Origin of the sequence: Helicobacter sp. L8 (genome assembly GCF_003660355.1) — a bacterium.
Lineage (GTDB): Bacteria > Campylobacterota > Campylobacteria > Campylobacterales > Helicobacteraceae > Helicobacter > Helicobacter labacensis.
On record NZ_QXQR01000017.1, the window covers coordinates 1 to 26,553 of the forward strand.

Annotated in this window: 15 protein-coding genes and 1 pseudogene; 8 read left to right on the forward strand and 8 right to left on the reverse strand. The window is 50.9% G+C overall.

Translation table 11 applies throughout. The features are described from left to right. The 5 genes and pseudogenes from EAO37_RS07385 to EAO37_RS07405 form a co-directional block, all read right to left on the reverse strand. Positions 1-402, reverse strand: a pseudogene (locus EAO37_RS07385) (hypothetical protein); the annotation flags it as partial. Between the two features lie 8 nt (positions 403-410). Beyond that, positions 411-830 (reverse strand): flagellar motor switch protein FliN, encoded by a 420-nt coding sequence (gene fliN, locus EAO37_RS07390; RefSeq protein WP_120946252.1) that lies wholly within the window; start codon positions 828-830, stop codon positions 411-413. A 57-nt stretch (positions 831-887) separates the two neighbouring features. Next, entirely contained in the window at positions 888-1,523 is a 636-nt protein-coding gene (nth, locus tag EAO37_RS07395; RefSeq protein ID WP_120952811.1) for an endonuclease III, read from the reverse strand. Next, complete coding sequence (locus EAO37_RS07400; RefSeq protein WP_120952814.1) at positions 1,520-1,747, reverse strand: FeoA family protein; 228 nt, start codon at positions 1,745-1,747, stop codon at positions 1,520-1,522. Before EAO37_RS07400 ends, nth begins: the two co-directional genes overlap by 4 nt. Beyond that, entirely contained in the window at positions 1,686-4,682 is a 2,997-nt protein-coding gene (locus EAO37_RS07405; RefSeq protein WP_120952817.1) for an AsmA-like C-terminal domain-containing protein, read from the reverse strand. The genes EAO37_RS07400 and EAO37_RS07405 overlap by 62 nt, the downstream gene beginning before the upstream one ends. Here EAO37_RS07405 and mltG point away from each other — a divergent pair. Both mltG and kdsB read left to right on the forward strand, forming a co-directional pair. Continuing rightward, a complete protein-coding gene (gene mltG, locus EAO37_RS07410; protein ID WP_235853151.1) occupies positions 4,681-5,601 on the forward strand; it encodes an endolytic transglycosylase MltG in 921 nt (306 codons plus the stop codon). The two genes, EAO37_RS07405 and mltG, sit on opposite strands and share 2 nt — an antisense overlap. Beyond that, on the forward strand, positions 5,598-6,299 hold the full coding sequence (kdsB, locus tag EAO37_RS07415) for a 3-deoxy-manno-octulosonate cytidylyltransferase (RefSeq protein ID WP_120952821.1): 702 nt from the start codon (positions 5,598-5,600) through the stop codon (positions 6,297-6,299). Before mltG ends, kdsB begins: the two co-directional genes overlap by 4 nt. A 498-nt stretch (positions 6,300-6,797) precedes the next feature. Here the strand turns inward: kdsB and EAO37_RS07420 are convergent, their stop codons facing one another. After that, on the reverse strand, positions 6,798-14,324 hold the full coding sequence (locus tag EAO37_RS07420) for an outer membrane protein (RefSeq protein ID WP_120952824.1): 7,527 nt from the start codon (positions 14,322-14,324) through the stop codon (positions 6,798-6,800). 288 nt (positions 14,325-14,612) lie between these two features. Next, the gene (locus EAO37_RS09305) at positions 14,613-14,972 is read right to left on the reverse strand and encodes a hypothetical protein (RefSeq protein ID WP_162982993.1); all 360 of its coding nucleotides are present in this window, start codon (positions 14,970-14,972) and stop codon (positions 14,613-14,615) included. A gap of 23 nt (positions 14,973-14,995) precedes the next feature. Here EAO37_RS09305 and EAO37_RS07430 point away from each other — a divergent pair, with 23 nt between their 5' ends. The 3 genes from EAO37_RS07430 (at position 14,996) to EAO37_RS07440 (ending at position 24,566) form a co-directional block, all read left to right on the forward strand. Next, positions 14,996-15,331 (forward strand): hypothetical protein, encoded by a 336-nt coding sequence (locus tag EAO37_RS07430; RefSeq protein WP_120952830.1) that lies wholly within the window; start codon positions 14,996-14,998, stop codon positions 15,329-15,331. A 29-nt stretch (positions 15,332-15,360) separates the two neighbouring features. Beyond that, on the forward strand, positions 15,361-22,767 hold the full coding sequence (locus tag EAO37_RS07435) for an outer membrane protein (protein WP_120952833.1): 7,407 nt from the start codon (positions 15,361-15,363) through the stop codon (positions 22,765-22,767). A 362-nt stretch (positions 22,768-23,129) separates the two neighbouring features. Beyond that, positions 23,130-24,566 carry a Do family serine endopeptidase gene (locus tag EAO37_RS07440; protein WP_120946356.1) on the forward strand — a complete coding sequence of 479 codons (1,437 nt, stop codon included), beginning with the start codon at positions 23,130-23,132 and terminating at the stop codon, positions 24,564-24,566. Positions 24,567-24,582: 16 nt separating this feature from the next. Here the strand turns inward: EAO37_RS07440 and EAO37_RS07445 are convergent, their stop codons facing one another. After that, positions 24,583-24,954 carry a hypothetical protein gene (locus EAO37_RS07445; protein WP_120952838.1) on the reverse strand — a complete coding sequence of 124 codons (372 nt, stop codon included), beginning with the start codon at positions 24,952-24,954 and terminating at the stop codon, positions 24,583-24,585. 72 nt (positions 24,955-25,026) lie between these two features. Here EAO37_RS07445 and EAO37_RS07450 point away from each other — a divergent pair, with 72 nt between their 5' ends. The 3 genes from EAO37_RS07450 to EAO37_RS07460 are packed head-to-tail and all read left to right on the forward strand — an operon-like array spanning position 25,027 to position 26,037. Then, positions 25,027-25,563, forward strand: a complete 537-nt coding sequence (locus tag EAO37_RS07450) for a hypothetical protein (RefSeq protein WP_120952841.1) — start codon at positions 25,027-25,029, stop codon at positions 25,561-25,563. After that, complete coding sequence (locus EAO37_RS07455; protein ID WP_120952844.1) at positions 25,556-25,780, forward strand: tail protein X; 225 nt, start codon at positions 25,556-25,558, stop codon at positions 25,778-25,780. Before EAO37_RS07450 ends, EAO37_RS07455 begins: the two co-directional genes overlap by 8 nt. After that, a complete protein-coding gene (locus EAO37_RS07460) occupies positions 25,780-26,037 on the forward strand; it encodes a hypothetical protein (RefSeq protein WP_120952846.1) in 258 nt (85 codons plus the stop codon). Before EAO37_RS07455 ends, EAO37_RS07460 begins: the two co-directional genes overlap by 1 nt. Positions 26,038-26,553: the final 516 nt, after the last annotated feature.

Below are 26,553 nucleotides of genomic sequence, written 5' to 3' on the forward strand. Positions count from 1 at the left end.
CTTGGGGGGGGTAGAAGGGGGGTTAAGGGGTGTGAGAATGAGGGGGAGAAATTCTAGGCGCAAATAGGTTTTATCCGCTGAGAGTTTGGCGCGCACACTAAATAGGGAGGTGCTCTTAGGGACAATAAATAACGCGCCATTTTTAGGATAAATGTCTAAAGATTGCAAGGGTCCCTGCCCAAAACGCTGTGTCTTGGGCACAAAGGGGACTATGTGTTGCAAGGTGATCACCTGATTGGCGGCGATCTGGGGGGTTTGTTCTAGGGGGTCTTTAAAGATCAAATTGAGCGCAACACCCGCGCCCTCAAGCGGGGCGATCTGGATCTGTTGCAAAACATTTTGGGCGTAGCAGAGTGAGGAGAACACCAGTACACCAAGAAACCACCCAAGAACGCGCGCCATAGAGAAAATTACATGTCCTTGGCAATGTAATAGACGATTGCGTTGGAATCGAGCACCTCATTGAGACGAATCGCCAAATTCTTCTCATAAACCATCACTTCGCCCTTGCCAATCACGCGCCCGTTCACAAAGACATCTACACTCTCTCCAGCGGGCTTTTGCAAATCTATCACCGAACCGCGCTCAAAACGCAACACCTCGCCCAAAGGGATGGAGGTCGCGCCCAAATCGGCCATAAAAGTTACCTCCATGTCCAAGAGCCCCTTGTAATCCTCTATCAACTCTTCTAAATAAGTGGTGAGTTCGATCTCCCTAGGGTTGAGAGTGGTTTGCTTTTTGATCTTAGGGTTGACCGGGGTTAACGCGCTCAAAGCGGGGTTAGTTTGGATATTGACACCTTGCACATCTTTACCGGTTTGTGGATCCATACTCTTTTCTCTCTTTGGGATAGCTTGTATTATAACTAGATTTTATTGCATTTAGCTTTAGCGCCGGGCGTTTTTTTTATTTTCACATAAATCGGCTAAAAAACACACGGCGCATTGGGGTTTACGCGCCGCACACAGCGTGCGCCCTAGGGCGATCAAAGCGTGGTGCAAAGAGGCTAGATCGTCTTGGAAGAGCGCGCTGAGTTCCCTCTCTGTTTGCAAAGGGGTTTTAGCCTGACTCAAACCCAATCGATGACTCACCCTAAAGACATGGGTGTCCACCGCCAAGTAATTTTGCTTGAAATACACGGACAACAACACATTAGCACTTTTCTGCCCCACCCCCGGAAGACTTTTGAGTTGCGCTTGGGTGCTTGGGATTTGCCCTCCAAAACGCACACACACCTCTTTAGCCATCTGGATCAAGTATTTAGCCTTATTATTGGGGTAGGAAACGCTCTTGATACACTCTTTGAGTCTGTCTAAAGGGGCTTGGGCTAGCGCGTTTAGAGTGGGGTAGAGATCAAAGAGCGCGGGAGTGATCGCATTGACGCGTTGATCGGTGCATTGGGCTGAGAGGATCACCGCGACCAATAATTCATAAGCGTTGCGGTAGCGTAATTGCGTGTCAGCCGCTCCAAAATGCGCTAATAGGCGCGCCTTGATAATGGGAGCTTTTGCATCGCGATTCATATAGGGGCGACCACTAATAACTGGGCTTCATGGGCGCGCAAAGCCACTTGGGCGTTGTGGATGGCGATGCTAAAGGTGGCGCGCTTGAGCGAGTGTTGCAACAAAGTGAATTCCACGCCCGCGTGGATCCCAAAGGAAAGGAAGCGATCTTTTAGCGCTTCATCAGTGCCCTTGATCTCTAGGATGGTGTAGCGTTGGTTCTTCTGGCAATCTAGCAGAGTCATGGGGGGCAAGTCCTTTCTTAATTTCCTGCACAATGATGTCTATGGGGGTGAAAATACGCCTTAATATCTTAAAAGGAGCTTGGGCGATGTCCTTGGCTAGGGTAACTTTGACAGAAGGATCATTGAGTGTGTTACCTACCTGCACATGGGTGGAGATTTTGCCCTTATTGCCCAAGATGAGATAATTGAGAATGGGGATTTTGTTGATCACATTGCTAAAGGCTTTGATCGTGGAGATGTCCAAGGACATGTCTATTTTCTTTTTGCCCGCCATCTCGATGATGCCATCGCCATCTACATCTAAAGTTGTGCCGGTGAGTTGGATATGCTCCAAGCCCAAATACTCTGAGCTTAGCCCAAAAACCACGCGCCCCTTAGCGATCTCATAACCATGTGCGCCCAAGCGCGGGTTTCTAAAGACAATCAAAGAGGGGATGGTGTTGATGATATTGACGATGTTTTGCAAGACCTTGAAATTCTTAATGCTGGTGTTTTGCATGCGCAATTCCCCATTGAAGACTTGATCCCTATAAACCCCCGTTAGGCTATAAAGTCCCCCCCCGATCACATTTGCAGAGAGCACGCTTTGCAAAGCCAAGTTGAGATAATCCCCCCCAAAATTATCCGCCTTGACAATGACATCGCCATGGATGATGTCCGCGCGCAACATCGCGTTGTGGTAAGCCCCATCGATCATCACCCGCCCATCGCGCACCACCAAGCGGGCGTTATCCAACACTAAGGGGAAGGATTTAAAGAGGATCGCCGTGTTTTTCGCGCTAATAATGGTGGAGTTGGGGAAAATATTGTGGCGTTTTTCGTAATCCTGTTTGGCGCGGATAAACGCGCTTTCATCGCGAATCTGGGCTTTGGTGGGCTTGTGTTTAGCCGGGGTGAGCAACTCTTTGATAAAGGGGATTTTGGAGTTGAGAAACGCGTCTAAATTGAAATTGATGTCGTTGAAAAAAAAGGCGCGTTGCCCCCCCTTGATCTGCCCCATAATAGAGCCATCAGGGGTGAAAAATTCCACACTCTCGGGCTTAAAGGTGCCTAAGAAAGAGAGAGTTTTTAAGGGTGTGCCATCGCGCCGATACAAGGGGAGACGGTTTTCCACACTGCCCACAAATTCGACACGCTTGAAGTCCTTGGTGTTAAGATGGAGCGCGCCCTTTTTGATCCCAAAATAGCGCAATAGGGGAGAAATGGGGAGAAGTTTTTTTAAATCTTGGAGTTTTAGCGCATACATCCCCTTTTGCAAAGACCCTTGGATGTCTAAATTAGCGCTGTGGAAACGCCAATCTTGTTCAGCAGAAAAATCTAGGTCAAAATCTATGCTGGGCAGGGTGTCTGGGGTGGCGTAGATAATATCTTGGGTGAATCTCTCTTGGTTTTGCGCGCGGATTAACGCTTGGATACGCTGCTCTAAGATGGATTTACTCTGGGCTAAGAGATTGGGCAGGTGGGCGATGTTAGGCGCGCTGGAGGGAGCTTTGAACACGCTTCTTGTGGGGCTAAAGGGCTGGGTGTTGATGGCATTATTGGTGCTAAGTTGGATCTTATTGACATCGACGCTCCCCAAGAGGTGTTTTTGGGTGAAATCGAGGTTCATGTTCACATTTAAATCGGCGATATTGTAATAGCGCGTGTGGGTGGTGTTGATCCACATTTGGCGGTATTTGGGGGTAATGTCTAAAGTGAGGGTGGCTTGTTGGCTAGAAAAGGGGTAGCCATAGAGCAAAAAATTCCCCGGGTGCACCAGCACATCGCCCTGAATAGAGATCAAAGGGCTGGCATGGGGGATGAATTGCACGCCTAAGAGTAAATCCGCGCTAAGAAGGGAGGTGAGTTTGCTAATAGGCGGGGTGATGTGGTAGGCTTGCAAAATCTTTAGCGCGCTTTTAAACGAGGGGCTGGGGGCGATTTTGATGTCCGCGCTCAAGTAAGACCCCTTGCCCAGATTTCTAATTTGCACGCTGGAGTGCTCCAAGGGCATGTTTTCATAGCGGATATGCTTGGGGGTGATAGACAGGGTGCGTTTTTGCAAATCAAGGGCTACCTCTTTAGCCACAATGGGGGAGAGGGTGGGCGCAAAGAGCACGCGGGCGTCTTTGACAAGCGCGCGCGCGCTGATTTGATCCAAGAGATTTTTTAATAATTGCTTGTCTTTGAGGTGCAAAAGGGCTTTGGCTTCTAGCACGCGCACGCTGGAAAACTCGATATTTTCAAACAGCCATTTTTGCACGACTGGGTGGCTACCCTCAGGAAAATAGGGTTTGAGAAAATCTAAATGGGTGATCTCATTGGTGCTAAGGTCTAGATTCAAGGTGTTAAAATCGCTCAAGCCATGGATGCGCGCTTGCAGGTGTGAGGGGCGCAAAGAGGCTAGATCGTTGAGCGGGGATGCCTCTAGGGCAAAGCTTAGCTGTCTAGCGATGCTAGAGTAGCGCACATGCCCTTTGGCGCGCACATGGTAGGGGTTTAGTTGGCAATGCCACACCTCTAGGCGCAAATCCTTGTCATTTGCTAGGCTAAACTGGGAGTCTAGCACGCCCGGCCAGCGCACGCGGTAGGTTTTGCCATCAAAGCGCACATGGATTTTAGCCCTAGGGTTTATCACAATCTCTTGGACCTGCAATTCTTGGAAGTAAGAGAGGGCTAGCAGGGCGTAGCGCACCCCCTGCACAATATTATCCACACTGGGAGGGGGTTTTTTGGGCTGGTGGTTTAGCAGGGCGGAGATGTCTAGTTGACCGACATGCAAGACAAATTTATTATCGAGTTTTAGATACAATCGGCTTATTTGGAGTTTGCCCACCCGTAAAGAAGAGATATGGATGCCATTTTTTAAGACTAAGAACACGCCCAATAATAACGCGCCCACCGCGCCACACAGGAAGATAAGACGGAGCATTCTTTTAGAGATCGCTTTGATCATGGGGCTTTGCTTGCTGTTTTATTTGAGTATACCTATAAAATCTTACAGCGTGGTTTACATCCCCAGTGGTTCATTGCAACACATGGCGCGCCATATCGATGCTGATTGCAACGCCCTAGACCTGTGGATTTTGCGCCTAATGGGTGCCTTGGGGTTGTGGAAAACCCCTAAGAGTGGTTATATTTCTATCCCCATCGATGCTAGGGGAGAAATTAGCAAGGGGGATTTTTTACACGCTTTGGGCGTGTCTAAAAAGATTTACAAAAATGTAACCCTCATTCCGGGGGAAACCCTTTACTTCTTTATCCAAGACCTAGCCACCACTTTCAACCTCCAAGAGGACGCGCTCTATAAAGCCTACAATAACAAAGCCCTTTACAAAGAAGCGGGCATTGTGCCAGACACCTACCGCTTTGCTCTAGGGATTAGCGCGCACGCTTTAATGGACTATCTCATCGCGCATGCCAATAAACACTACGAACAACTCAGCCTTAAACTCCTAGGGCGCTACGATCCCAAGGAATGGGAGAGAACTCTCATTATTGCCTCCATTGTGCAAAAAGAAGCGGCTAATACTAAAGAGATGCCTTTGATCGCGGGAGTGATCTTCAGGCGCTTAGACAAGGGCATGCCCTTGCAAATGGATGGGAGCTTGAATTATGGCAAGTATTCGCACAGCAAGATCACCAAAGAGCGCATTTTGCAGGACAATAGCGCGTTTAACACCTATAAGCACAAGGGTTTACCCCTCATGCCCGTGGGCAGTGTCAGCAACGCGGCGATCCAAGCCGCCCTCTTTCCGGCTAAAACGAATTTTCTTTACTTTGTGAAAAATAAACAGGGTGTCCATGTCTTTAGCCGTTACTACGCTGAGCATATGAGAAATATCCGCACCCAGAATACAAAGGCTAAACCATGATTTTAATCCCGGCCAGACTCAACTCCACGCGTTTCCCCCAAAAACTCCTAGCAGACATCCATGGCTTGCCCATGCTAGTGCGCACGGCGCGCAACGCTTTAAGCGTAGATGAGGTGGTGGTGGCTTGCGATGATGTGAAGCTCTTGAATATGTGCGAGGATTTTAAAATCAAGGCGATTCTAACCAGCCCCACGCATACCAGCGGGACGGATCGTTGCGCGCAGGCTTGCCAGATTTTAGGCTTAAGCCCCTCTAGCGTGGTGCTCAATTTGCAGGGCGATGAACCCTTTTTAGAAACCCAGGTGATCGCCACTTTGTTAGAACAAGCCAAGAATACCCCATTCATGCACACCTGCGCCAAGGTCATTAGCCAGCAAGAGGCGCGCGATCCCAATGTGGTGAAGGTGGTCTTAGGCGCACAGCACGCGCTGTATTTTTCGCGCGCCTTGATCCCTTTTAGTCGTGAGGGGGGGGAGTGTCCTTTGTTGGGGCATATTGGGATTTATGGCTTTGTGGCGCACAGCCTGCTAGAGTTTTGCGCCCTAGAAAAAAGCCCCCTAGAGGAGATCGAAAAGCTCGAGCAGTTGCGCGCGCTTTACCACCACAAGCCCATCGGGGTGAGTGTGGTTACTAGCCAGAGCATGGGCATTGACACCCCAAAAGACTTACAGATCGCCCTAGCGCGCTACCCTTTTTAGGCTGATCCTAGATGAGGCTTAAAAAGGCGTGAGCGCGCGCGTCCCTAAAAAATCAATCGCCCAGCACTAGAGTAGCTGGCTTAACCAGGCTTAAAGGGGCGTTAAGAAAACCCACAGGGCTTGAAGAGTGTGGGAAACTTAAAGTGCTTTAGCGCGCGTGCAGGGTAAAACCCTCCATTTACCCAAACTTTTATTTGCCTAAGCCCAAAAAAACGATCACATAGGCGCGCTAAATAGGCGTTAAAAGGCGTATCAAACACGACTTTAAGAACATGGAAGCCAAATGATGAGCCAAGAGAATAAACGCGCGGGCGTGTATTTTGGCGCACGCTGTGCGCGCCTTGAGGATAAGCGCGCGCAACGCGCGCCCTTGAAGCCTTGGGAGTGTGTAAAGTAGCGCAACAGCGCAACGCCCCCCCCAATGCGCGGGGCGTGGTAAAAAGAAAAGGTTTTAAGCTTGGCGCGCCGCGCCAAAGCCCCCCCCCAACTTCTTAAAATTTAGAAGTTGTAAACATAGTTGAAGAAGACGGAGACATTGCGCTTGTAGGCGATGGTTTCCTTATTGCCGTCTAACTCGCCCTTGAAGTAGTAATTCACCGCCAAAGGAATGCGCAAGCCAATTTCAAAGCCATGGTGTTTGCTCACATTGGTTCTAAAGCCGATGTTGAGCGGGATTTGGAAGTAGCTGGTGTTCATTTGTGCGCTACCTCCTTGTGCTTTGATGCGATTCATCCTGCTGATCCACGCGCTAGCCCCCTTCACATTCCAGCTAGAGCCCGCTAGCATAAACCCAGCAAAGAGCCCGCTGGTGTATTTGGAGTCTTTGCTCTCATAGAAGTTATAGAGCGCGTCCACACCCGCCCCATAGACGAAGTTGTCTAGCTCGCTGGTATCTCCGTCCATGAAGGTCCCATGTTGCCAACTAAAGCTGGCATAGTAGCGCAAGCCCCAGCGTTTCTTTTTGCCAAAGAATTGCTTATAGCCAAACTGCACATCGATCCCATACATGTTCCCATTGGAGTTGATGGTGCGCATGGGCAGAGTGTTGAGCGCCCCCCTTGTGGGCATAAGAACGCTAGCATACTGCGGGTTTTGCATCAAGCGAGCTTGGAGCGCTGTTACTTGGGCGATGGTGTCATTGATCTTGCCCAAGATAGACTTAAGGGTCGTGGTGCTCGCTGTGGTGGGGCTATTATTTTGGGCATTAGGCACTTCAAAGGCTTGCAAGCCCACTTTTTGCCCATCCACCATCGCATACATGCCCCCTTGGTGCACCATTGCATCAGAGGGCGTGGTGTTAGCCGCAAGTTGGTTTAACACCTGGGATTGTAGATTTTCCAACGCACCGAGCAAGGCACTGAAACCAGAGTTGACGCTATTGGGGTTGATGCGAGTTTGGGTGGCTATCTCAGTGTACATGTTTTGCAACCCGGTAACCACATCGTTGATCTGGGTGTTGAGCCCCCCGCTCACATCTTGATTCAAGGTAGCAAGCTGGGCAGCCAAGCTATTTGTGTTGGAGGTGCTTGATAGACTGCTAAGCAGTGCCCCCGCGCTGTTTTGTGGGTTAGCTAGGATCAAATCCACCTGCGCCTGGATAAGCCCTGTTTTACCATTGAGCGCGTCTTTATAGTTTTGCACCGCTGTGCTGATTTGGCTAGCGGTGTAGATACTAGTAGTGCCCAACTTAGAGAGCGCAGCTGTCTGCGCGGCGCTGTTAGCTTGGACAGCGTTTAAAACCTTGCCAAGGTTGCCCGTGCCAAGGAGCTCTTGTGTGAGGGTGTCCACGCGTCCATTTTGGGTGGTCATCGCGCCCAAAAGCTCGGCGATGGTGTTCATGTTAGCGGTGCTGATGGTCCCCGTGGTGGTGTTGACGCTGATGGCTTTCCCATTTGCCGCGCTGGTGTTAGAGGGGTTTAGCATGTTCTCAATATTTTTAACACTGGTCGCGTTAGCCACCGCCGCATTAGTCAAACTGCTTGTAGAGGCACTAGAATTCAAAAGGGGCGTGAGCGCGCTGAGGGCTTTGCTATAGTTGCCAGCATTGGTGAACACTTGTTCTAGTGCATAATTCATCAAGTTTTGTTGAAGGGTTAACTTATTGCTGGCAGTGGTCGCGAGCGTGGCAGGATTAGAGAGCACACTCGTAGCCGCAGCGGCAAGCTGTTGTGGGGTGTAGCCTTCAAACAGCGTGGTGTTGATTGTAGTCTTAGGCGCCACACCGAGGGCAACTGCCATTGCTTGGGCTAAAGAGGTAGGAGCGCTGCCAGAAGCAGGCACGCTACCGGTTACAAGAGAGTTGCCCGAAGTGCTCACAAACTGCACCAACGCTTGGACGGCGTTGAGCGTGCCCGCAGAGCTGGAGCTAGGGGCGGTGATGTTGTCGGCGTTAAAGACTTGGCCGACGCTACTCACAATACTACCCATCGCGGCGATCTGTGCGGGGGTGATGGTCCCGGCTGTGGTGGTGTTGGTGCCTAAAAGAGCTGCAGCGATCGCGTTTGTGGCGGCGCTAGAGTTGTTGTAAAAGTTCAGCGCGGTTTGCATGGCGGTTTGGATACTAGCAGCCACAGATCCGGGCGAGGTGTCGCTCAAGGTAACCCCGCCATTGATCGCATTATTGAGCGCGCTCAGAGTAGAATCACCAGCAAGGAGGTTTGCTACTGCGGTGATCAAAGCTGCGGCATTAGTATCGTTGGTTGCACTAACTGACCCCGTAAATTGTGTAACCCCTGTTGTCCCCAAAACAGGGGTAAGGGCGCTGACAACAGCTGCAGTAACATCATCACCACCTGCATATGTTTTTTTTGCAGCGATATCTGCGGCCGCAGCCGTGATGCCTGCAGCCGCAGTGGGGTTGTTCTCTAGGGCTTTGACAATGCCAGAGATCACACCCACGGCGTTGGCAGTGCCTGCCACGCTCTTAGAGCCACCGATCTCGGTAATGGTGTCAAGATTATTTCCATCCGTGTTTATGGTCCCATCAGCGGCATTTGATCCAAGTGCTGCCGTTACTGCGGTGATCAAGGGATTTATCCCTGTGGTTGCGGTTGTAAAACTACCCACAAGTTCTTGGTAGGGGTTATTCCCCGCACTATTAAGTGCTACCGCTCCAACTAGTCCTCCCTTAAGGTCGCTGTTGAGCGCTTGGATGGCTTGCATGGCTCCTAGCATGGTGGTGGTCGTGGAGTTCACACCTTTAAACAAGTTTGGGATGCTCAAAGTTGTGCTGCCAGTGAAGTTACTGCCACTAAGCGGCGTTGTTTTACCTGTAAGCCAACCGTTGACAGCATCGTAACTACCATTGACAGCCCCCACCGCGCTTTGGTTGTTGCTCACACTGCCATTTAAATACCCCACAATGCCATAAGCCGCGCTAGACATCTGCCCCATTTGGTAGACGGCATTAGAAACCGCTGTGGGGTTGCTTAGCGCGGCGGCGTTGAGCAAGCTGCTGCTAGAATTGCTCAAATCATCAATGGTGGCGTTCCAGGCGTTGATATTAGTCGCATCCGCGCTCACAAGCGTGCCTAAATTGCTAAAATTGCTATCTAGGCTATAAGTTTTCGCAGTAGAGTTGTAGCTAGCATACTGCCCTGCGACACTGCTATTTAAAAGCCCTTTGCCACTATTAAGGGTGCTAAACAACCCACCGGCTGCGTCCTGATAACTATTGGAGGTGAGCACAGCGTTTTTTTGCATCACCAACGCGTAGGGGTTGTTTTGCATGGCATCTTGCACCTTAGTTTGCAAGTCTTGCAAATAGGTCAAGCGGTTGGCGAGCTGTTGGAGGGTTTGGAGCTCTGATTGCAAACCGCTCTTGGTTAAATTTGTGAGCGCGGCATCGCCCTGCAAATAGCTCACCACATCTGAGGCGATTTTGCCCGCATTGGTGCTTCCTGTCAAAGAAGTCAAGAGCCCTAGATTGTGGTTGTAGCTATTGAGCGCGTTGATGAGACTGATCACATTAGTAACCGCCGTAGAGGTGTTGGTCTGGCTAGGATCGCTCAAATACGCCGTGCTGGTCGCGCTCAAGTTTTTGAGCAAGGCTCCTAGGCTATTGGCTGCACTCACCGCGTCTGCAAACTGCCCCCCATTGACGCTACTGATGGTGAATGTCCCATTCCCACTGCTAAGGCTGCTCCCATTAGAGGAGACAATCGTGCCTGCAACGGCTTTTGAGTCTTTCGTGCTGTAATAACCCGCCAAGAGATTATTAGCCGCTTGCAAATTAGCCGCATCGCTGATGAGCTGGGCAACCCCGGCTGCGGTGCTAAGGCTTTGGGCGTTGGCGGAGTTGTTAGAGGAGATCACCCCATTGAGCGTGCCTAGATAACCGCTGCTCCCATTAGTGCCCACCAAGCTTTGCCAAGCGGCCCAAATGCCCGCAGCCATTTTGCCAGTGTAATCTGTGCCCGCTTTATTAAGCCCGGCGGCATTTAAAGCGTTAGCCAGCGGGGTGTAGCTATTGTCATTGCCAGACACAAAGCTACTAGAATAACTGCTCGCGTTCAAAAGCACCTGCACCAACTGTTCCATGTCTGCTGTGCCGGCTAAGTTGTTGTATAAGCCCGTGCTCCCTCCGCTAGTGCCTACTTGCGTGGCAATGTTAGCTAGCAAATTGTTACCGCCAGTTGTAGGAGCTACAAACACGGTGTTATAGGCGCTAGAGGTGGCATCTTTAGCGGAGTTGACCACGGAGCCTATCAAGCCGGTGATGGTGTAAAGATTGGTGAGGTTGGTGAAGTAGTTGCTGGCATTAGAACTGCCCATGCCATCGACCACGCCCCCTTGCAAGCCAGTAGGCGCTGCGCTATTGAGGTTGCCATTGCTAAAGAAGTTTTTTCCCGCGCTGTAGAGGCTAGCGATATTGCCACTGAGCGTGCTCACCTGAGAATAGGCGTTGTTTAAATTGGTGGTGGTGAGTGAGCTTGCACCATTTAAGATGTCCCACACACCGCTTAACTGGGTTTGCATGGTGTTCACGCTCGCGCTGGCATAGCCTAGGTTTTGCGCGCTGGTGGCGGTGCTGGCATTAGTCAACATGCCCGCTAGGGGGATATTGAGGGTGGGTTTTCCGGGGGTGGATCCGGGCTTGACATCATTCCAGCTAGCCAACTGCCCCTCAATCGCGCTGATCTTGGTTTGCAACGCGCTAAGAGCCTGAGAGGCATTGGTGATCGCGCCATCTTGCCATTGGCTAGATTGCGTGGGGTTGATGATGTTTAGATTGTCGTTAAAGGCGGTGAGTGCGCTAGAACTCACATTCTGCACCAAGCTTTGCAAATTAGTTCCCATAGCCGTGCTTAAAGCGCTCATGGCAGTGTTGAGCGCAGTGGCACTTTGGATGAGAGAGGTGATGTCGCCAGCGCTGGAGGTGCCGGGGGCAGAGTTAATCAGGGTGTTATACCACGCCAAAGAGCCTGTGGCTGTGGAGGCACCGACTATAGCCGTGTAGGCTGTTCCCGCCGCGGTCTCAGTGCCTTTATCATCGCTATAGGCAACCCCTTTAGTGGTGGCATCCCCCCACCCTTTTAGGAGGGTGTTGACTGCTGTTTTAGAGGTGATGCTTTGGGCGATCACATAGGCGGCTACAGCTGGATAGTCTGTTTCAGAAATACTTGCCGCTTTAAGAGCAGTTGTGAGTGCGCTCTCTTCTGTGAGCGTGCCATTTGCCAAATTGGTTGTGATCGCATTCACAGCCGTAGTGATATTACTCACCATAGTTTTTACATTGCTGGCACCAACCGTGGTGTTGTAGGCAGTCCAGGCACCAGACCCCCCAGCCCCCACACCGCTCAAAGTGTTTTGCACAGTGCTTAAGTTATTGAACACACTGAGGAGTTCCTTAGAACCAGAGGCAACAACGCTATTGAGAAACGAGGGGTTTGCGCTGCTGTAGATCCCTGCTTGTGTCAAGAGATTGTCCATGGTGCTCACGCTCAAAGGGACCACAGAGAGCGAGCTATTGAGGTTGCTCTTAATGGCGGCTATGGTTTGGGAGATGAGTCCAGCTTGGCTATTGGGCGCGCTGAGGGCTTGATCCAAATAGGAGAGCGCGGCGGCTTGGTTGAGCTGGTTACCCACCATTTGGGGACCGGTGATGGCGTTGATATACGCGTCTAAAAGCCCCTTAGAGTAGTTGATGGCTTGGAGTTCGTTGAGCACCTTAGCTTGGTTATTGGACCAACTAGGGGCTGTATAGGTGTTGCTATAGGCGGCATTGCTCACCACATTGGCGATCCCGGCATTGGCGATGGAGTTGAGCAGGGCTTGTTGGTTGCCCACCGCACTGCTATTGGTGAGCATCCCCTCTAGGGTGGTGCTCAAGTTATTGTAGTTGATCGCCCCAGCGAGCAATTTTCCCAGCGCGCCGTTGAGGGCTTGCTGGTAAGTGGCGTTGTTGTTGATGCTTTGTGTGCTCCAGGAGGTGTTGACATTGCTCCCATTGGCTGTTCCTGGGTAGGTTGTGGTGTCAGTGGCAGGGTTAGCATTGCCCGCTTGGTTGGAGGCTGTGGTTGCACTCACGGGTTGGGTGTTATTAGAGGTGAAGGTGTTGGTGTTGACTAGACCCTGCAAGCCCTTGAGCGCGCTGGTAAGCCCGGCATAAGCCCCATTGTTGCTAAACGCGCTTTGGAGGGTTTGCAAGTAAGTTTGAGAGCTAATGCTTGGGGCGCTTGTGGAGGTGCCAAAACTAGCAACAAGCCCTGTTAAATTCACATTGGCTCCGCTCTTCATAGACGCTCCGCTTAAAGCGCCATTCAACGCGGCGGCATCTTGGCTGAGTTGCAAGGCATTGATGAGAGCTTGGGCGGGGTCATTGCTAGCGCCTAGCGCGCTTTGGAGCACGCTCAAGACGCTGGGGCTACCGCTAAGCGATGTGGAGGTCCCCACTAATTCCTTCCACGCCGTGAAGACATTGGAGGCGTTGGCAGGATTGACAAGGCTAGAGTTTAGCCCGCTGGCAATCTGTGCCGTGGTGGGGACAGCGGAGGTGTTGGTGGGGTAGAGGGCGACTAGCTCTTTGACCACCGCGCCTAGGTCTGAAGTGTTGCGCGTGTTGTTGGCGATCTGGTTGATGAGCTCAATGGCAGTGGATTTGTTAGCCGCAGCTGTTCCCAAAGCGACATAGGCATTGGTGTAATTGCTATTGAGGGCGTAGGTGGTGGTGCCATTGGTCGTGGTGGCTGTTACCAACCCGCCCACAAGGGAGTTGATATTGCTCAAGCTGTTGAGGGCTTCTAGGCTCCCTTGGGTGTAGCTGTATTGAGTCGCGCTAGTCCCAGCTGTTACACCGGTGTTGGTGATGATAGAATTTGCCGTAGTGTTGGGGGCGCTAAAGAGCAAGGTGTTAAGCGCGCTCAAATCGCTACTCAAGGCGTTGCTACTCCCTGCAGAAAGCGCGCTCAAGAAGTTGCCCCCCGTGCTAGAAATGGTGGTGTCAAAGGCGTTCATGACATTGGGGGAGGCGTTGATCGTGTTGTTAGCGGTGTTGATAGAGAGTTGCCCGCTTACCGTTTTGATATTGTCATACAAATTGGTGAGCGTGGCGTTCGCGGTGGTGAGATTGGCTCCACTGCTCAACAAACTCTGGGTGAGATTCCCGCTCACTGTCCCCGGAGATGTGCTAGCGACCTTGTAGTAGGGGCTGGGGATATTGGGGTTGTTGGTAACCGGTGTCGTGGCACTGGTGATGTTACCAATGTTTTGGTTGGAGGGTATCCCACTGAAGGCGGCGCGGTAGTTATAAGCCGCACGCGCAGCCGACCCTAGTTGCCCTAGGATATTGCTCACCCCAAAAGCCCCGCCCACTGCGGTGGGGTAGATGTTTTGGTAGTTGGTGTCAAAACTATAGGTGCTAGAGCTAGCAAGTTGCCCAAAAAGCCCCCCTTTTCCATAGAGGTTATAGGAGGTGATTTGGGGGTTGTCATTGGCACCAGATGCCCCGATGGGATAGGTATAGCCAGCTTGGGGGCTTTGGATGTTGCCATACGCCGGCGCACCGCCAGGGGTAGAATTAGCCACAGTTCCCATGATGTGCTAGGCGCGCTAGCACCAAAGCTGGTCTGGGTGCTGGTTGTGCCCCCTGAGCTGTTTAATTGGTAGTTGCCTCCCAAGAGTCCGGCGATGGAGTTGACCATGTTGTAGACTTCAACGGACGATTCGGTGGCATCCACACCTGAAAAACTAAAACAACCCACCAACGCTAGGCTGATGGTTTTCAACAAGGGTACGCGCTTGGGCGCGCCCAAAGAATAGGGGCTAGCAGAGAGTTCTTGTCGCATGTCAGTCCTTTAAGGTGAAGAGGGTTAGTTAGGGATTAGGGAAATTGAGATTCATTTTTTGACCGGCATGACTCCCTGCTGTAACCGTGGTTTGGTTAGGTAGGGTGCTGTCGTTAGAGTTCATAGTGCCCGTGGCGTTCAAAAAGGGGTTGGCAATGTCCACACCTGCAGGCGTGAAACCATAGGGCATATTACTCCCCACCGCCTTTGTCATATTAGAATACTGAAACCCCACACTTCCATAGAATCCAGAGTTTTCTGCACTGAGAATGCAGGGCATAGCCACTAAGAGACCAATAATGAAACTTCTGCGTCTAATTAAGGTTAAAATAAGTAACTTTTTCTTAGAATCAGGGACGCTCAGATTCCCAGCTTCTGGGCATTTCAAGCACCTCAATGAAAGGACGAACGATGAAAACGAATCGCTTTAAATCTGGTATTCTCAAATCAAAATTTATCCCTAAATTTCTAGGGATTGGTCTCTTAGTGGCTATGCCCTGCATTCTCAGTGCAGAAAACTCTGGATTCTATGGAAGTGTGGGGTTTCAGTATTCTAATATGACAAAGGCGGTGGGGAGTAATAATCTCTCTGGCGCACCCATCGCCACAGAAATGGCCAACCCTTTCTTAAACGCCGGCTCTAGTAGCACGACTCCGGTGGGTATCCCTACTTTGACGGGTCCAAACGGTATGTTTACCCCCAATTCTGGCGCAAAAATGAATGTCTCCCCTATCTCCCAACCCTAATCTAACCAACACAACCAAAAAGGATTTGAATGCAAGTGTTTAACAATAGAGGTCCCAAGCGTGTCCTCCAAACCTTGGGGGTTTCCATCGCCGCTTGTTTGAGTCTCTCGCCCGTGGATGCCACAGAGATCACCGCCGAACAAATGGTCGACTCCATCTCTGGCATCTTGGGGGGCAATTACACCGTGGGCGGACCTGCTAGTGGTGCTAGCTATGGGAGTTCCCTCACCCCCACAATCTACATCCCCACAGCCAGCGGGACCGATCCGATCAACGCCATTGGGAGCGGCACCACCTACACCAACCCCACTAACCCAGCTGTGAACTACCAGCTCTATGGTAATGGCGGTTTGCTCACCAATTACGATGGCTCCACCTACACCTCCACGATCTTGCAAAGCAATGGGGGATCGTGGACCAACCCCTACGACCTAGATGCGGTGAGCTCTCTTATCAACCCGCTTTATGCCCTCTATAGCCAGTATTATGGCTATAGAAACGCCCTAGCGGGTATAAGCGCATCCAAGAACATCTTTGGGCAAGCCATCTCCAACCCCTATTACACCTTGACACCCGGCACCCTAAATAGCACCAACACCGCTTTCACCAGCGCTGCGAGCGTAACAGGGAACTTGAGCGCGAGCATGCTTGCTAATGCCAGTGATACCAGCACAGCCAATGGTTTGCTCACCACCATTTACACTAATATCACCAAGATCACCAACGATTTGGGCTATTTGGTTACCCCGGGGCAAAATTTCGCCCCCACTTTGGACTCCAATATCTCCACGATCGCTAGCGTGGGGAGCTCCATCTTGGATGCGTTGAGCGCGACTAGCTCTAGCCCTAGTAGCACCCAAACTCTTGGCGCTAGCCTCACTAACTTAAACCAAGTGCTCTATGGTTCTAGCACTAACACGCTCTTCACCTCGACAACTGCGAGCACGGGGAGCACCTACGCTGTGCAAGCCGGCAGTTTAACCACCCTCCAAGACATCGCCAATGTCAACTCTTTGGTGAGTGGGGGGCTTACTAGCACCTCTACCTCCGGTGGCACCACCACTTACGCGATGAGCAGCGGTTACACCAGCGTGTTAAAAGCGTTCAATGGCAATGCCAATTTCTTAGCCGATGCCAACGCGATCACGAACAATGTCTTGAACACGGCGACTTTATCAGAAGTGCTTAGCAAACTTAGCTCACTTAACACCGTTGCTTACAACACCGATGTGGCTAGCGCGCTCCAAGGGCTTGTCAATCCTAACTCTTACGAAGTGGTTTTTAAAGCCTATGGCGCGTTATTTGGTAACACGGGCACAATCACGCAAATGGCTGGCGCGCTCAACACCAGCTCCTCTAGTTCTGCGAGCACCAGTGCCCAACAGCTCTTAAACGCGGTGCAAATCTTCAACGACATCAACACAATCAAAACCAACTTGGCTCTAGGCTCTAATGTCGCCAATAACGCCACGCTTGGCACTGCTGCGTTCACAGCGGGCGCTAGCCCCACGCTAAGTAACGATTTAGCCAAAGTCCTTTATGAGGCGTTTAACAATGGGAGCGCTAGCTCCTATGCTAACTTGCAGAGCACAATCAGCGCGATCAACACCTTAGTGGCGCAAAACACCAACTATGTCAGCTCCAACACCACTAAAACAACAGCTGCTAATGCGGGGAGTTTCAACACCAGCACCCAATACCCTGTGCAAAGTTATGGCGGAGCCACTGCTGCTAGCTACCCTATCACCACCTCCTACACCACGCAAGGCGCGCTCAATCAGAGCACTTACAATACCAAGTTCAACGCCAATTTGGCGACGCTCCTCTCCAATGTGCTCTCTTATAGCGCCAACACCAATGCGCTGGGTAAATTACTCAGCTCTAACACCAGCCTTAGCTCTATCCTCACTCAGGGTATCTACAATGCAGCCGCCAACCAAGCGCTCAACTCTGGAGCCACTCAGTCCAACACATCAGGGGATAACCTCAATAACCAAGCCCTCTACCTAAACCAAATGCGCGCCATTTTCATGTCTGAAAATCTGCTCAACACCTATGTGGACGCGATCACTTCCCCACAGAGCGCTCAGAGCAACCAAGTCGGGCAGGCGGATGCCTTGAACACGCTTTCTGGCGCCCTAAACGCTAGCGCGCAAAATAACGGGCTCATCGCCCAAGCCAAAGCCGCGCTTGTGAACCAGCTCAATAGCTCACAAACCTACCTAAGCTCTGGAGCTGTAACTAATCTCACCCCCACCGCCATCGCCACCCTAGAGGGCTTGAGTAGCCCTGACAGTGTTTTTGCCAGCACTGCCACACCCTCTAGCATTGTTACAGGCTTAGACGCGATGAACGCTTTAGCGGGTTATTTTTCCGGTGTTACCAATACCGCTCCAAATAAACTCACCGATGGTGTTAAAGCAGCTAACGCGGTCATTACTGCGCTCAGCACCATTGCCAGCTCCACAGTAGCCCCCACCTACTCCACTAACACGGGTCTAGCCGGCGCGCTCTCCACAGCCACTAGCACTAATGACACCGTCATGAACACCGTGGTAACCAACTGGGATGCTTTGAGCAAACCCGTGCAAGAAGCTTTTGACACCCTTGTAGGGGCGACTTGGAGTGCCACTGCTGGAGATAACAAGAGCAATAGCACCACCAACGCTATAGCAACCCTTGTGGCTTTGCTCACCACTGATCCCATCGCCACTAATAATGCCAGCACCATGAACACACTCATTACGAATTTGGGCACTAACATAAGTGGTGCAACATCTCCTGGCACTGTAGCGGCAAATATCAGCAATATCGATGCTATTTTGCCAAGCAGTGTAACCGGTGGTGTTGCCGGAGCAGCCTTTGCAAGCTCTCAAATCGCCTCTCAACTCTTGGGTGCAGCCGGCTCTGATCAAAATAATCTCACCCTCCAGCTTATCAATAGCCTAGCAGCGGGCAGATTGTTTTCCCCCAGTGTGGCGACCCAATTTCAAGATGGCACGCTCTCGCTCAAAGATCTAAGCCAAACCATCAATACCATCGCCAGCCAGATCCAGCAGTATAATGCCTTGGGCGCGACAGCCCCTGCTGGCACTGCTTCTAGTGCCACCCCCCCTGTTTTTACACCCGCTGCCCCCACGCTTAGCAATAGCCAAATTCAGGGCTTTCTCAAAACCGCTGGGGTGAGCGCGGTGCAAAATCTAGGCTTTGCAGATGCCAGCGTGCAAAGCTTAAACACCAGCTTAACCAGTGTGGTGGGCTTGGTGTCCACGGGCAATAGCACCTCTGCTAAGAATATCAGCGATCTAAGCAGCGATTTGAGCGCGCTTAATAGCGCTGTGCAGGGCTTGTATAGCGCGAGCAAGAATTTCTTCAACAATGGCAACTTGAGCGATGTGAGCAATGTTTATGCGGCTAACCAACCCACTTCCCAAGGACTAGGTGATTCTAGCGTGGGCATGGCTGCTAATGCTAATGCGAGCAACTACCTTACCAATCTGAACAATCTTGGCACTATCAATAATTTGGTAGGGGTGCTCAATAGCGCGGGCACAGCAGTGAGCACGCAGTATTCTAGCGCCTTTGCTAGCGGGGGACCTGTGAGCACCGTGCAAGCGCAATACAGCGCTTTGACCACCAACCTAGTGGACGGGGCTACCCTCACGCAAGTGATCCAAGCCCTCCAACCCTTGAGCGCGAGCGCGAGCAGCGCAGCTGTCCAAGCCGCTTTGACTAATATCATCAGCACCCCAAGCTCTAATGCCGCTGGGGTGTGGACTGCCTATAAGGCTGTAGTGGGTCTTGGCACTTCGAGCAATCCGGTAAGCCAGCTTAACAATCTCTTGGCTAATAAATTAGACATCACGGGCTCTAATAGCGCGGCCAATATCGCGCAGGTGATCCAAGACGCTAACACCCTCAGCACCGCTAATACTGCTCTCACAGGCAATGTAACCGGGGCAAATTCTGGCTTGCTCAGTGTGAGCTCCACCAACGCGGCCGCCTTCCAAGCCGCGATCAAAGCCGCTAGCGCGCTAAGCCCTCTGTGGAGTGCTCTAAGCGATGGCACTGCCGCTAACGCGCTCTCTTTGTTGCAAAACTTGAATATCTACGCCCACAATGTCCAGTTGCTCAATAACCTCACAGGGGGAAGCACCAATGGCAAGGGGGATGACATCGCCTCTTTAGTGCTGGGCAATGTCCAAGCCACCAATGCCTTGAGCGCGACTGGCGCATCTGGCTTGAGCGGAGCTAGTGGCATCCAAACCCTCCAACGCCTCGTGCAACGCCTGCAGTATTTGGAAGGCTTGAACCAACAAGTCCAAAACGCCATCGACTCTAACCCCTATGCCATGGTCATGCAAAAAAATAACATCACCTCCTCTGCAGCCTACCAAAATGCGGCTAAAGCCCTTGTGGGGAGCGGGGGGTTGTTCAATAGTAGCGCGGGCATTGGGAGTGTGAGTAGCGACACCGCGAGCATCAACTCCAGTTACAGCACCTTTGCTAGTGGGGTGAGCGCAGACCTTGGGTATTTGAGCACATGGAACTCCATGATCGCCGGGCTTTCTAGCTCTAGTGGTATCTTGAACAGTGCAAGCAATAGCTTTGTGGGCACGGCTAACACACAGCTTACAAGTATCTTAAAGCAAGTGAGCACCATCGCAGACTACCTCCCAGCAGGCACGATCACCAATGGGCAAAACTCCAACACAAGCACCTTGAGTGGGATCAACACCGCCTGGAGCACCATCAGTGGCCAGGCAGCAAATTTGGGCAATTCCAATCTTTACAGTGTCAGTAGTCCAGCGGCAGCTGCCACGACTTCTACCCAATTGCTTGGCGATCTCACCACCACTAATTTCACCAATGTTTCTGTCTTGCAGGGTCTTGATTCGATCTTACAACTCAATAAAGACCTTGTTGGGGGCGTGGTAACCGGGACCGCGGGTTCTTATAGCATTGGCACCAATGTCGCTACACTTAGCACCGCCAACACCTTGTTTCTCAAAAATTCTGCCACCGATAGTGGCTCTGTGGCGAGCATTTTGACCACCTTTAACACCGCTATCACCTCTAGCGGGGCTAATGCGGGGAGCTTGGTTGGGCTTACCCCCAATGCCTTGACCACCTTGTTTGCCACGGGTTCTAGCACCACTGGGACCACAAGTGGCACCTTTACCTCCGCAAGCGTGATTGGGGACATCATCCAAGCGCTGGCTAAAAATTCCACCACATCCCAGTATTTGCAGGGCTTGAGTGGGTCTCCCGCTGCTCTGCCCACCGCTAACACTGATCAGTCTAAAGCCCTAGCCACTGCGGTCCAAAGCGCGCTCACCCCCATCCTTGGCGCAACTAATGCGGGCACGATTAAGGGGGATGTCGCTGCCTCTGCTCCCGGAGATGTGGTAGCCTGGATGACCGCGCTTAACGCTCTCATCACCCAGCTCAAAGATGTCAATGGGGTGATCATCAACAAGGTGGATTCTTCGGCAGGGATTGGTCCAGCCATCGCGCAGGTCCTCACCAATGTCCAAAATGTGGACGCGCTTTATCAAACCGCCACCGCGACTATGGCAGGTGCTTTTACCACCATACCCAATCTTGCGACTCTACAAACCATTGTAGCCCAAGCGCAAAATCTCTTTAATGATCAGGGCGGGAGCTTTGCAGGACCTGTGAGCGCGAGCGCGGCTTTGAGCACGCTAGCCCAAGATGTGGGGGATGATCCCACGGGCACAGCTGGCTCTGTTTCTATGACCGGTTTGAGCGCGAGTACTGCCACTAGTGCTATCCAGCTCTTGGCTGTGCAACTCAAAGCCAATGGGGTGAGTGGTTCTACTGTGGGGGCTATCTTGGGCACTGCCTCAGCCACGCAAATGGATCAAGCCGTTAGTCAGGTGCTAAGTAGCCCTAATCTTAGTGCCTCCATGAAAACAGGCTTGGTTTATGACGCGCTGCAAAATATCTTGAACGCGGCGAAAACTTACAGCGGTGCTAGTGCCACTTTAGCCCCTCTACTCAATAGCACTAGCAGTGTGAGCGCGATCACCAACAACGCGCTCAACAACGCCCAAGCCCTCAACGCGCTCTTGAAGGTGCTCAATGACTCCAATAGCTATGGGATCAGCCTAGCCCAGGCCCAAAAGTCCCTTGGTCTATCCCCCACCCAGATTGCTACGATCACCAAGTTGCTCACCAGCATGAACACCATGCAGGGGCGTGTCAGCGCGGTGCAACAAGCCATCGCTAGCAACCCCACCGCCCAAGCCCTCTTGCAAGCGGATACGGATGCCACTAAAGCGGCTACTTTGCTCACCTCTTTAACCACAGTGGGCGGGGCTTATAGCAGTTCAATGGTGAGTAACTACTTAGACGCACAAAATACAGTGATCACAGCGCAGGCTAATTATCTTGCCGATAGTGGGACTACCACTTTGGGCACTTTGATGGCGAGCTTGAAAAATTTTGTTACCGACAACAATCCCCTAGGCAATGCGAGCCTAGAACAGGCGGTGCAAAATGTTTACAACCAGATCATCGCTAGCCCCACTATCAACCCAACGCTAGCGCGCGCCAATTTGAGCAATCTCATCACGCAATTGCAAAACTTCCAGCAATCGCTTGCCAATGACTTGGGCGCGCTCATCCAGGCTAACGCCCCTGCCACTACGGCTGTTGTTGGGGTGGCGCGCGTGGACGGAGTGCAGGCGATGGTGCTCCCTCGCGCAGGTTCTAACCACTCAGGTTTCCCTGGTGGTAATAACCCCGTGCAACAAGCGCAATCCTTGAAAAATGCGCTGACAGCGGTCAACCAGGCGCTCGTTTACGCTAAGGCGAGCTTGAGCAAGCTTGAAACCCAGCTCAAGTCCTACTACACCGCCACTACCACGCGCCCCATGCAGACTATGAACTCCAATGGCAACATGTATGGGATCGATGTGCAGTTTGGTTATAAGCAATTCTTTGGCAAAAAGAAACGCTGGGGCTTGCGCTACTATGCGAGCTTTAGCTGGCAACATGGGACCTTCATGGACGGGGATACCAGCGAGCTAGACAACTTCGTTTACGGGGCTGGTGTGGACGCTTTGTATAACTTCTATGAAAGCAAGGATGCTAAGTATACCAGCGGGCTCTTTGCTGGGTTTATGCTAGCAGGTAGCACATGGAATGTGAAGGGAGCCAGCGCGTGGATCAGCAGGATGAATCGCATCAAAGCACAAGGAGGTAGCGCGCAAATGAACACCAGTTACTTCCAAATCCCGCTCAACATCGGCTTTAGGACCAATGTGAGCAAACACCATGGCTTTGAAATCGGGCTTAGAATCCCTCTAGCGGTGAACTACTACTTCAAGGGCACTTTGGGTGATGAAACCACAACCATCGCCTACAAGCGCAATGTCTCCGTCTTCTTCAACTATGTTTACAACTTCTAAATTTTAAGAAGTTGGGGGGGGAGCTTTGGCGCGGCGCGCCAAGCTTAAAACCTTTTCTTTTTACCACGCCCCGCTCTTTTGGGAGGCGCGTTGCGCTGTTGCGCTACTTTACACACTCCCAAGGCTTCAAGAACGCGCGTTGCGCGCGCTTATCCTCAAGGCGCGCACATAGCGCGCCAAAATACACACCCGCGCGTTTATTCTCTTGGCTCATCATTTGGCTTCCATGTTCTTAAAGTCGTGTTTGTTACGCCTTTTTAACGCCTATTTAGCGCGCCTATGTGATCGTTTTTTTGGGCTTAGGCAAATAAAAGTTTGGGTATAATGGGGGTTTTTAAACTTGTGAGAATAAAGGAAAACAAATGCGACTGTTGGGCGTGAGTGTAGCCTTAGCGATGAGTTTGGGGGCACTTGGAGGGGGGCATATCCAAATTCAAGACATGCCAGAGGTGCAAAAGCGCCTAGGGGCAGATAGTGGTTCTAATAGCATTTATTCTTATAACACCTCGGTTAAAGAGGCGACTAAGGCGGTGGTGAATATCTCCACGCAAAAGAAGATCAAGAGCAATTTCATGGGCGGGGGGTTGTTCAACGACCCCTTTTTCCAACAATTCTTTGGGGATCTCTACAACTCCATTCCTAAGGATCGCGTGGAGAGGGCTTTGGGTAGCGGGGTGATCATCTCTACAGATGGTTATATTGTTACTAATAACCATGTCATCGATGGGGCTGATAAGATCACGGTAACTCTGCCTGGGAGCAATAAAGAGTATGTCGCCACCTTAGTGGGCACGGACGCAGATGGTGACTTGGCGGTTATTAAGATCAATAAAACCGGACTCTCCTGTATCAAATTTGCCAATAGCAATGATATTTTAGTGGGCGATTTGGTCTTTGCCATTGGAAACCCCTTTGGGGTGGGCGAAACGGTGACTCAGGGCATTGTGTCTGCGCTCAATAAAAGCGGGATTGGGATCAACAATTATGAAAACTTCATCCAAACGGACGCGTCCATTAACCCGGGCAACTCCGGGGGCGCGCTCATTGATAGCCGTGGGGGGTTGGTGGGGATCAACACAGCCATTCTCTCGCGCACGGGGGGTAACCACGGCATAGGTTTTGCCATCCCCTCTAACACGGTGAAAAACACCGTCGTCCAACTGATCAAAACCGGGACGATCCATAGGGGGTATTTGGGCGTGGGGATTCAAGATGTCAGCTCTGAGCTAGCTGGTAGCTACAATGGCAAAGAGGGCGCGGTGGTGATTAGCATCCAAAAGGATTCGCCAGCAAAGAGGGCGGGCTTGATGATTTGGGATCTCATTACAGAGGTCAATGGCAAGAAGATCAAAAACTCCGCGCAGTTGCGCAACATGATTGGCTCTCTAGCCCCCAACCAACGCATCACCCTCAAATACATGCGCGATAAGAAGGAATACACCACCACGCTCGTGCTAGCCGAACGCAAAAACCCCAATAAGAAAGAAACCAGCAGCGCACATGAGGGTGCCCATGGGCAACTCAGCGGGCTAAAAGTGCAAACCCTCACACCCAATATGCGCAAGCAAATGCGTATCCCCGATGAGATCCATGGGGTGTTTGTCCAAGAGGTCAAGCCCAATTCCAAAGCCGAAGAATTAGGTTTCAAACATGGGGACATCATTAGCCAAATTGAGATGATCGCGGTGCACAATATTGAGGATTTCAACCACGCCATGATCAAGTATAAAAACATCCCCAAACGCTTCTTAGTCTTTGATCCTAGCTTGGGCAATTTCAAACAGATCATCGCCAAGTAAGACGCGCTAGGCGCGCTTAAGCTTGGCTTTTGTTTATACTGGGGGGAGTTTGCACAAATACTTTTAGTTTCTGCTCTGAGGAGCTTAAAGGCTCTGTGCTTTCTCTAACCAACATGATCACACTGCAATCATCAAAGGTGTTTTCTTTAACTCTTGTTTGCAATAAGTCTTCTAGGGCACTTTGGACTTTGTCATGCAATCCCGGGGCGCATGCGACATTCATGTAATCTTGCAAAGTGCTTGCTACTTGGAGATATTGTGTAGCCCCGCTAGATAGCAAAACAAAACCGCCCACATTCTCACCATCTACACTGCCTCTAAATACCTTAGGCGTAGAGGTGTTAGAATCCATGGTTTTTAATTGGCGATCCTCTAGTATCCCACACATCCCATCTCCTAAGCTAATAATCACAGACACTTCAGACCAAACACCATTCTTATAAAGATGATAAGGATTAGCATGGATTTTTATAACGATATGGCGCGCTTTTGTAATAATGCGCTTAATCGCACGCTTACAAAGACGACCAAAGCGCAAAGAGAGCTTATAAGAACACGCTACAATCTCTCTAATAAGACGATTAGACGCTTCACTAAGATCAAAAAATCTCAAATAGACACCCTAGAAGTTACCATTAGAAACGCCATTTACAAGCTCAGTTTGAATCGTTTCAAACGCCTCCAAAAGCGCACGGGGGTGTTGGTGAAGTTAGGACCTAGAGATCATCTCTTCATCCAAGGGGGCTTTTTGGGGGCAAAAAGGGGGGAGCAAAAAGTGCGCAATAAGGGCTTTTTAGCTACAAGACGCGTCCAAAGTTTTGCTGGGATCACCACCAGTTCAAGCACACTCTATAGCCATAGTCGCCAAGCAAGTCCTAGAGGCTTTCCGGTGTTTTATTTTAGAACTAAGCCTTTCAATCTCATCGCCCAAGAGCAAAATGCGCGGCTTTTAGCTAAAGCGCATGAAATATTTGCTCAGGAGCTAGCGCGTGAATGAGTGTGTTGCTATTCAAGGAGAAAGATGGGACACTATCTATTTTAAGCACTATGGGGAGATCGTGCAAAATGGCTATAAGAGTGGCTATAACGCCTTTTTGCTTGCTAATATTGAACTCTTGGATATTGATGTGTTTAAAGGTGGGGAGCGTGTGAAATTACCCGTGTTTGAGGCAGAAGAGATCGCCTCAGACATCACCCCTATTTGGGAGGAGTGATGCAAACTTATCTAGCTCCAAAGTGGCGCATTAAGGGCGCGGAGGTGTTGGTAGAGTCTTTAAATTATAGCGATTATGAGAGAGATAACCCGGATACGCTCAATCTCAAGCTTGCGCCTAATTCTAAACTGCCCAAGTTTGGGGGTGTCGGTTTTGATGATATGGATATAATCAATGATGAGCAATTGCAATATGCCACTACTTCACCCCCTCCCTACAAAATTCTAAATCTTTTTCCAAAAACTCTATGTAAATAAGCAAGGCTTTTATGTTCTCTGAAATAAGCGGGCTAGCTAAAGGAGGTCGCTCTAATTTTGGGATTTTGCACTTAGTGGGGACATAAACGGGCTTATAGACGCGCACACAGCCTACTAGGAGCAGAGTCAAGGGGACACACAAAAAAATCAATTTCTGACAAAAGGTGCCCCCTAGTGGGGGCGATCCCATGTTATCGCTTTTTGAGTTTAAGGCTGACCTTAAGTCCAAATACAGAGAATTTAAGGCAGAATGCCCACATAGGATCGCGATCATGGTTGGACATGACCGCTCCTTTCTGCCCGGGTTGGGTATAGTTGTCCCGGGCTCCACTATTCCATAGAATTTAGAACAAAAACGCAAATTGTCTCCCATCTTTAAACACCTCTAACTTTCCTTGGATTTTTTGCAATTCTAGGGCTTGGAGTTGTTCATTATAAGGGGCTTGCGCTTGGGCTTGTTGCTCTTGGGCTTGCTGGGCTTTGGTGATGATCTCCATCACATCCGCGCTAATGGGG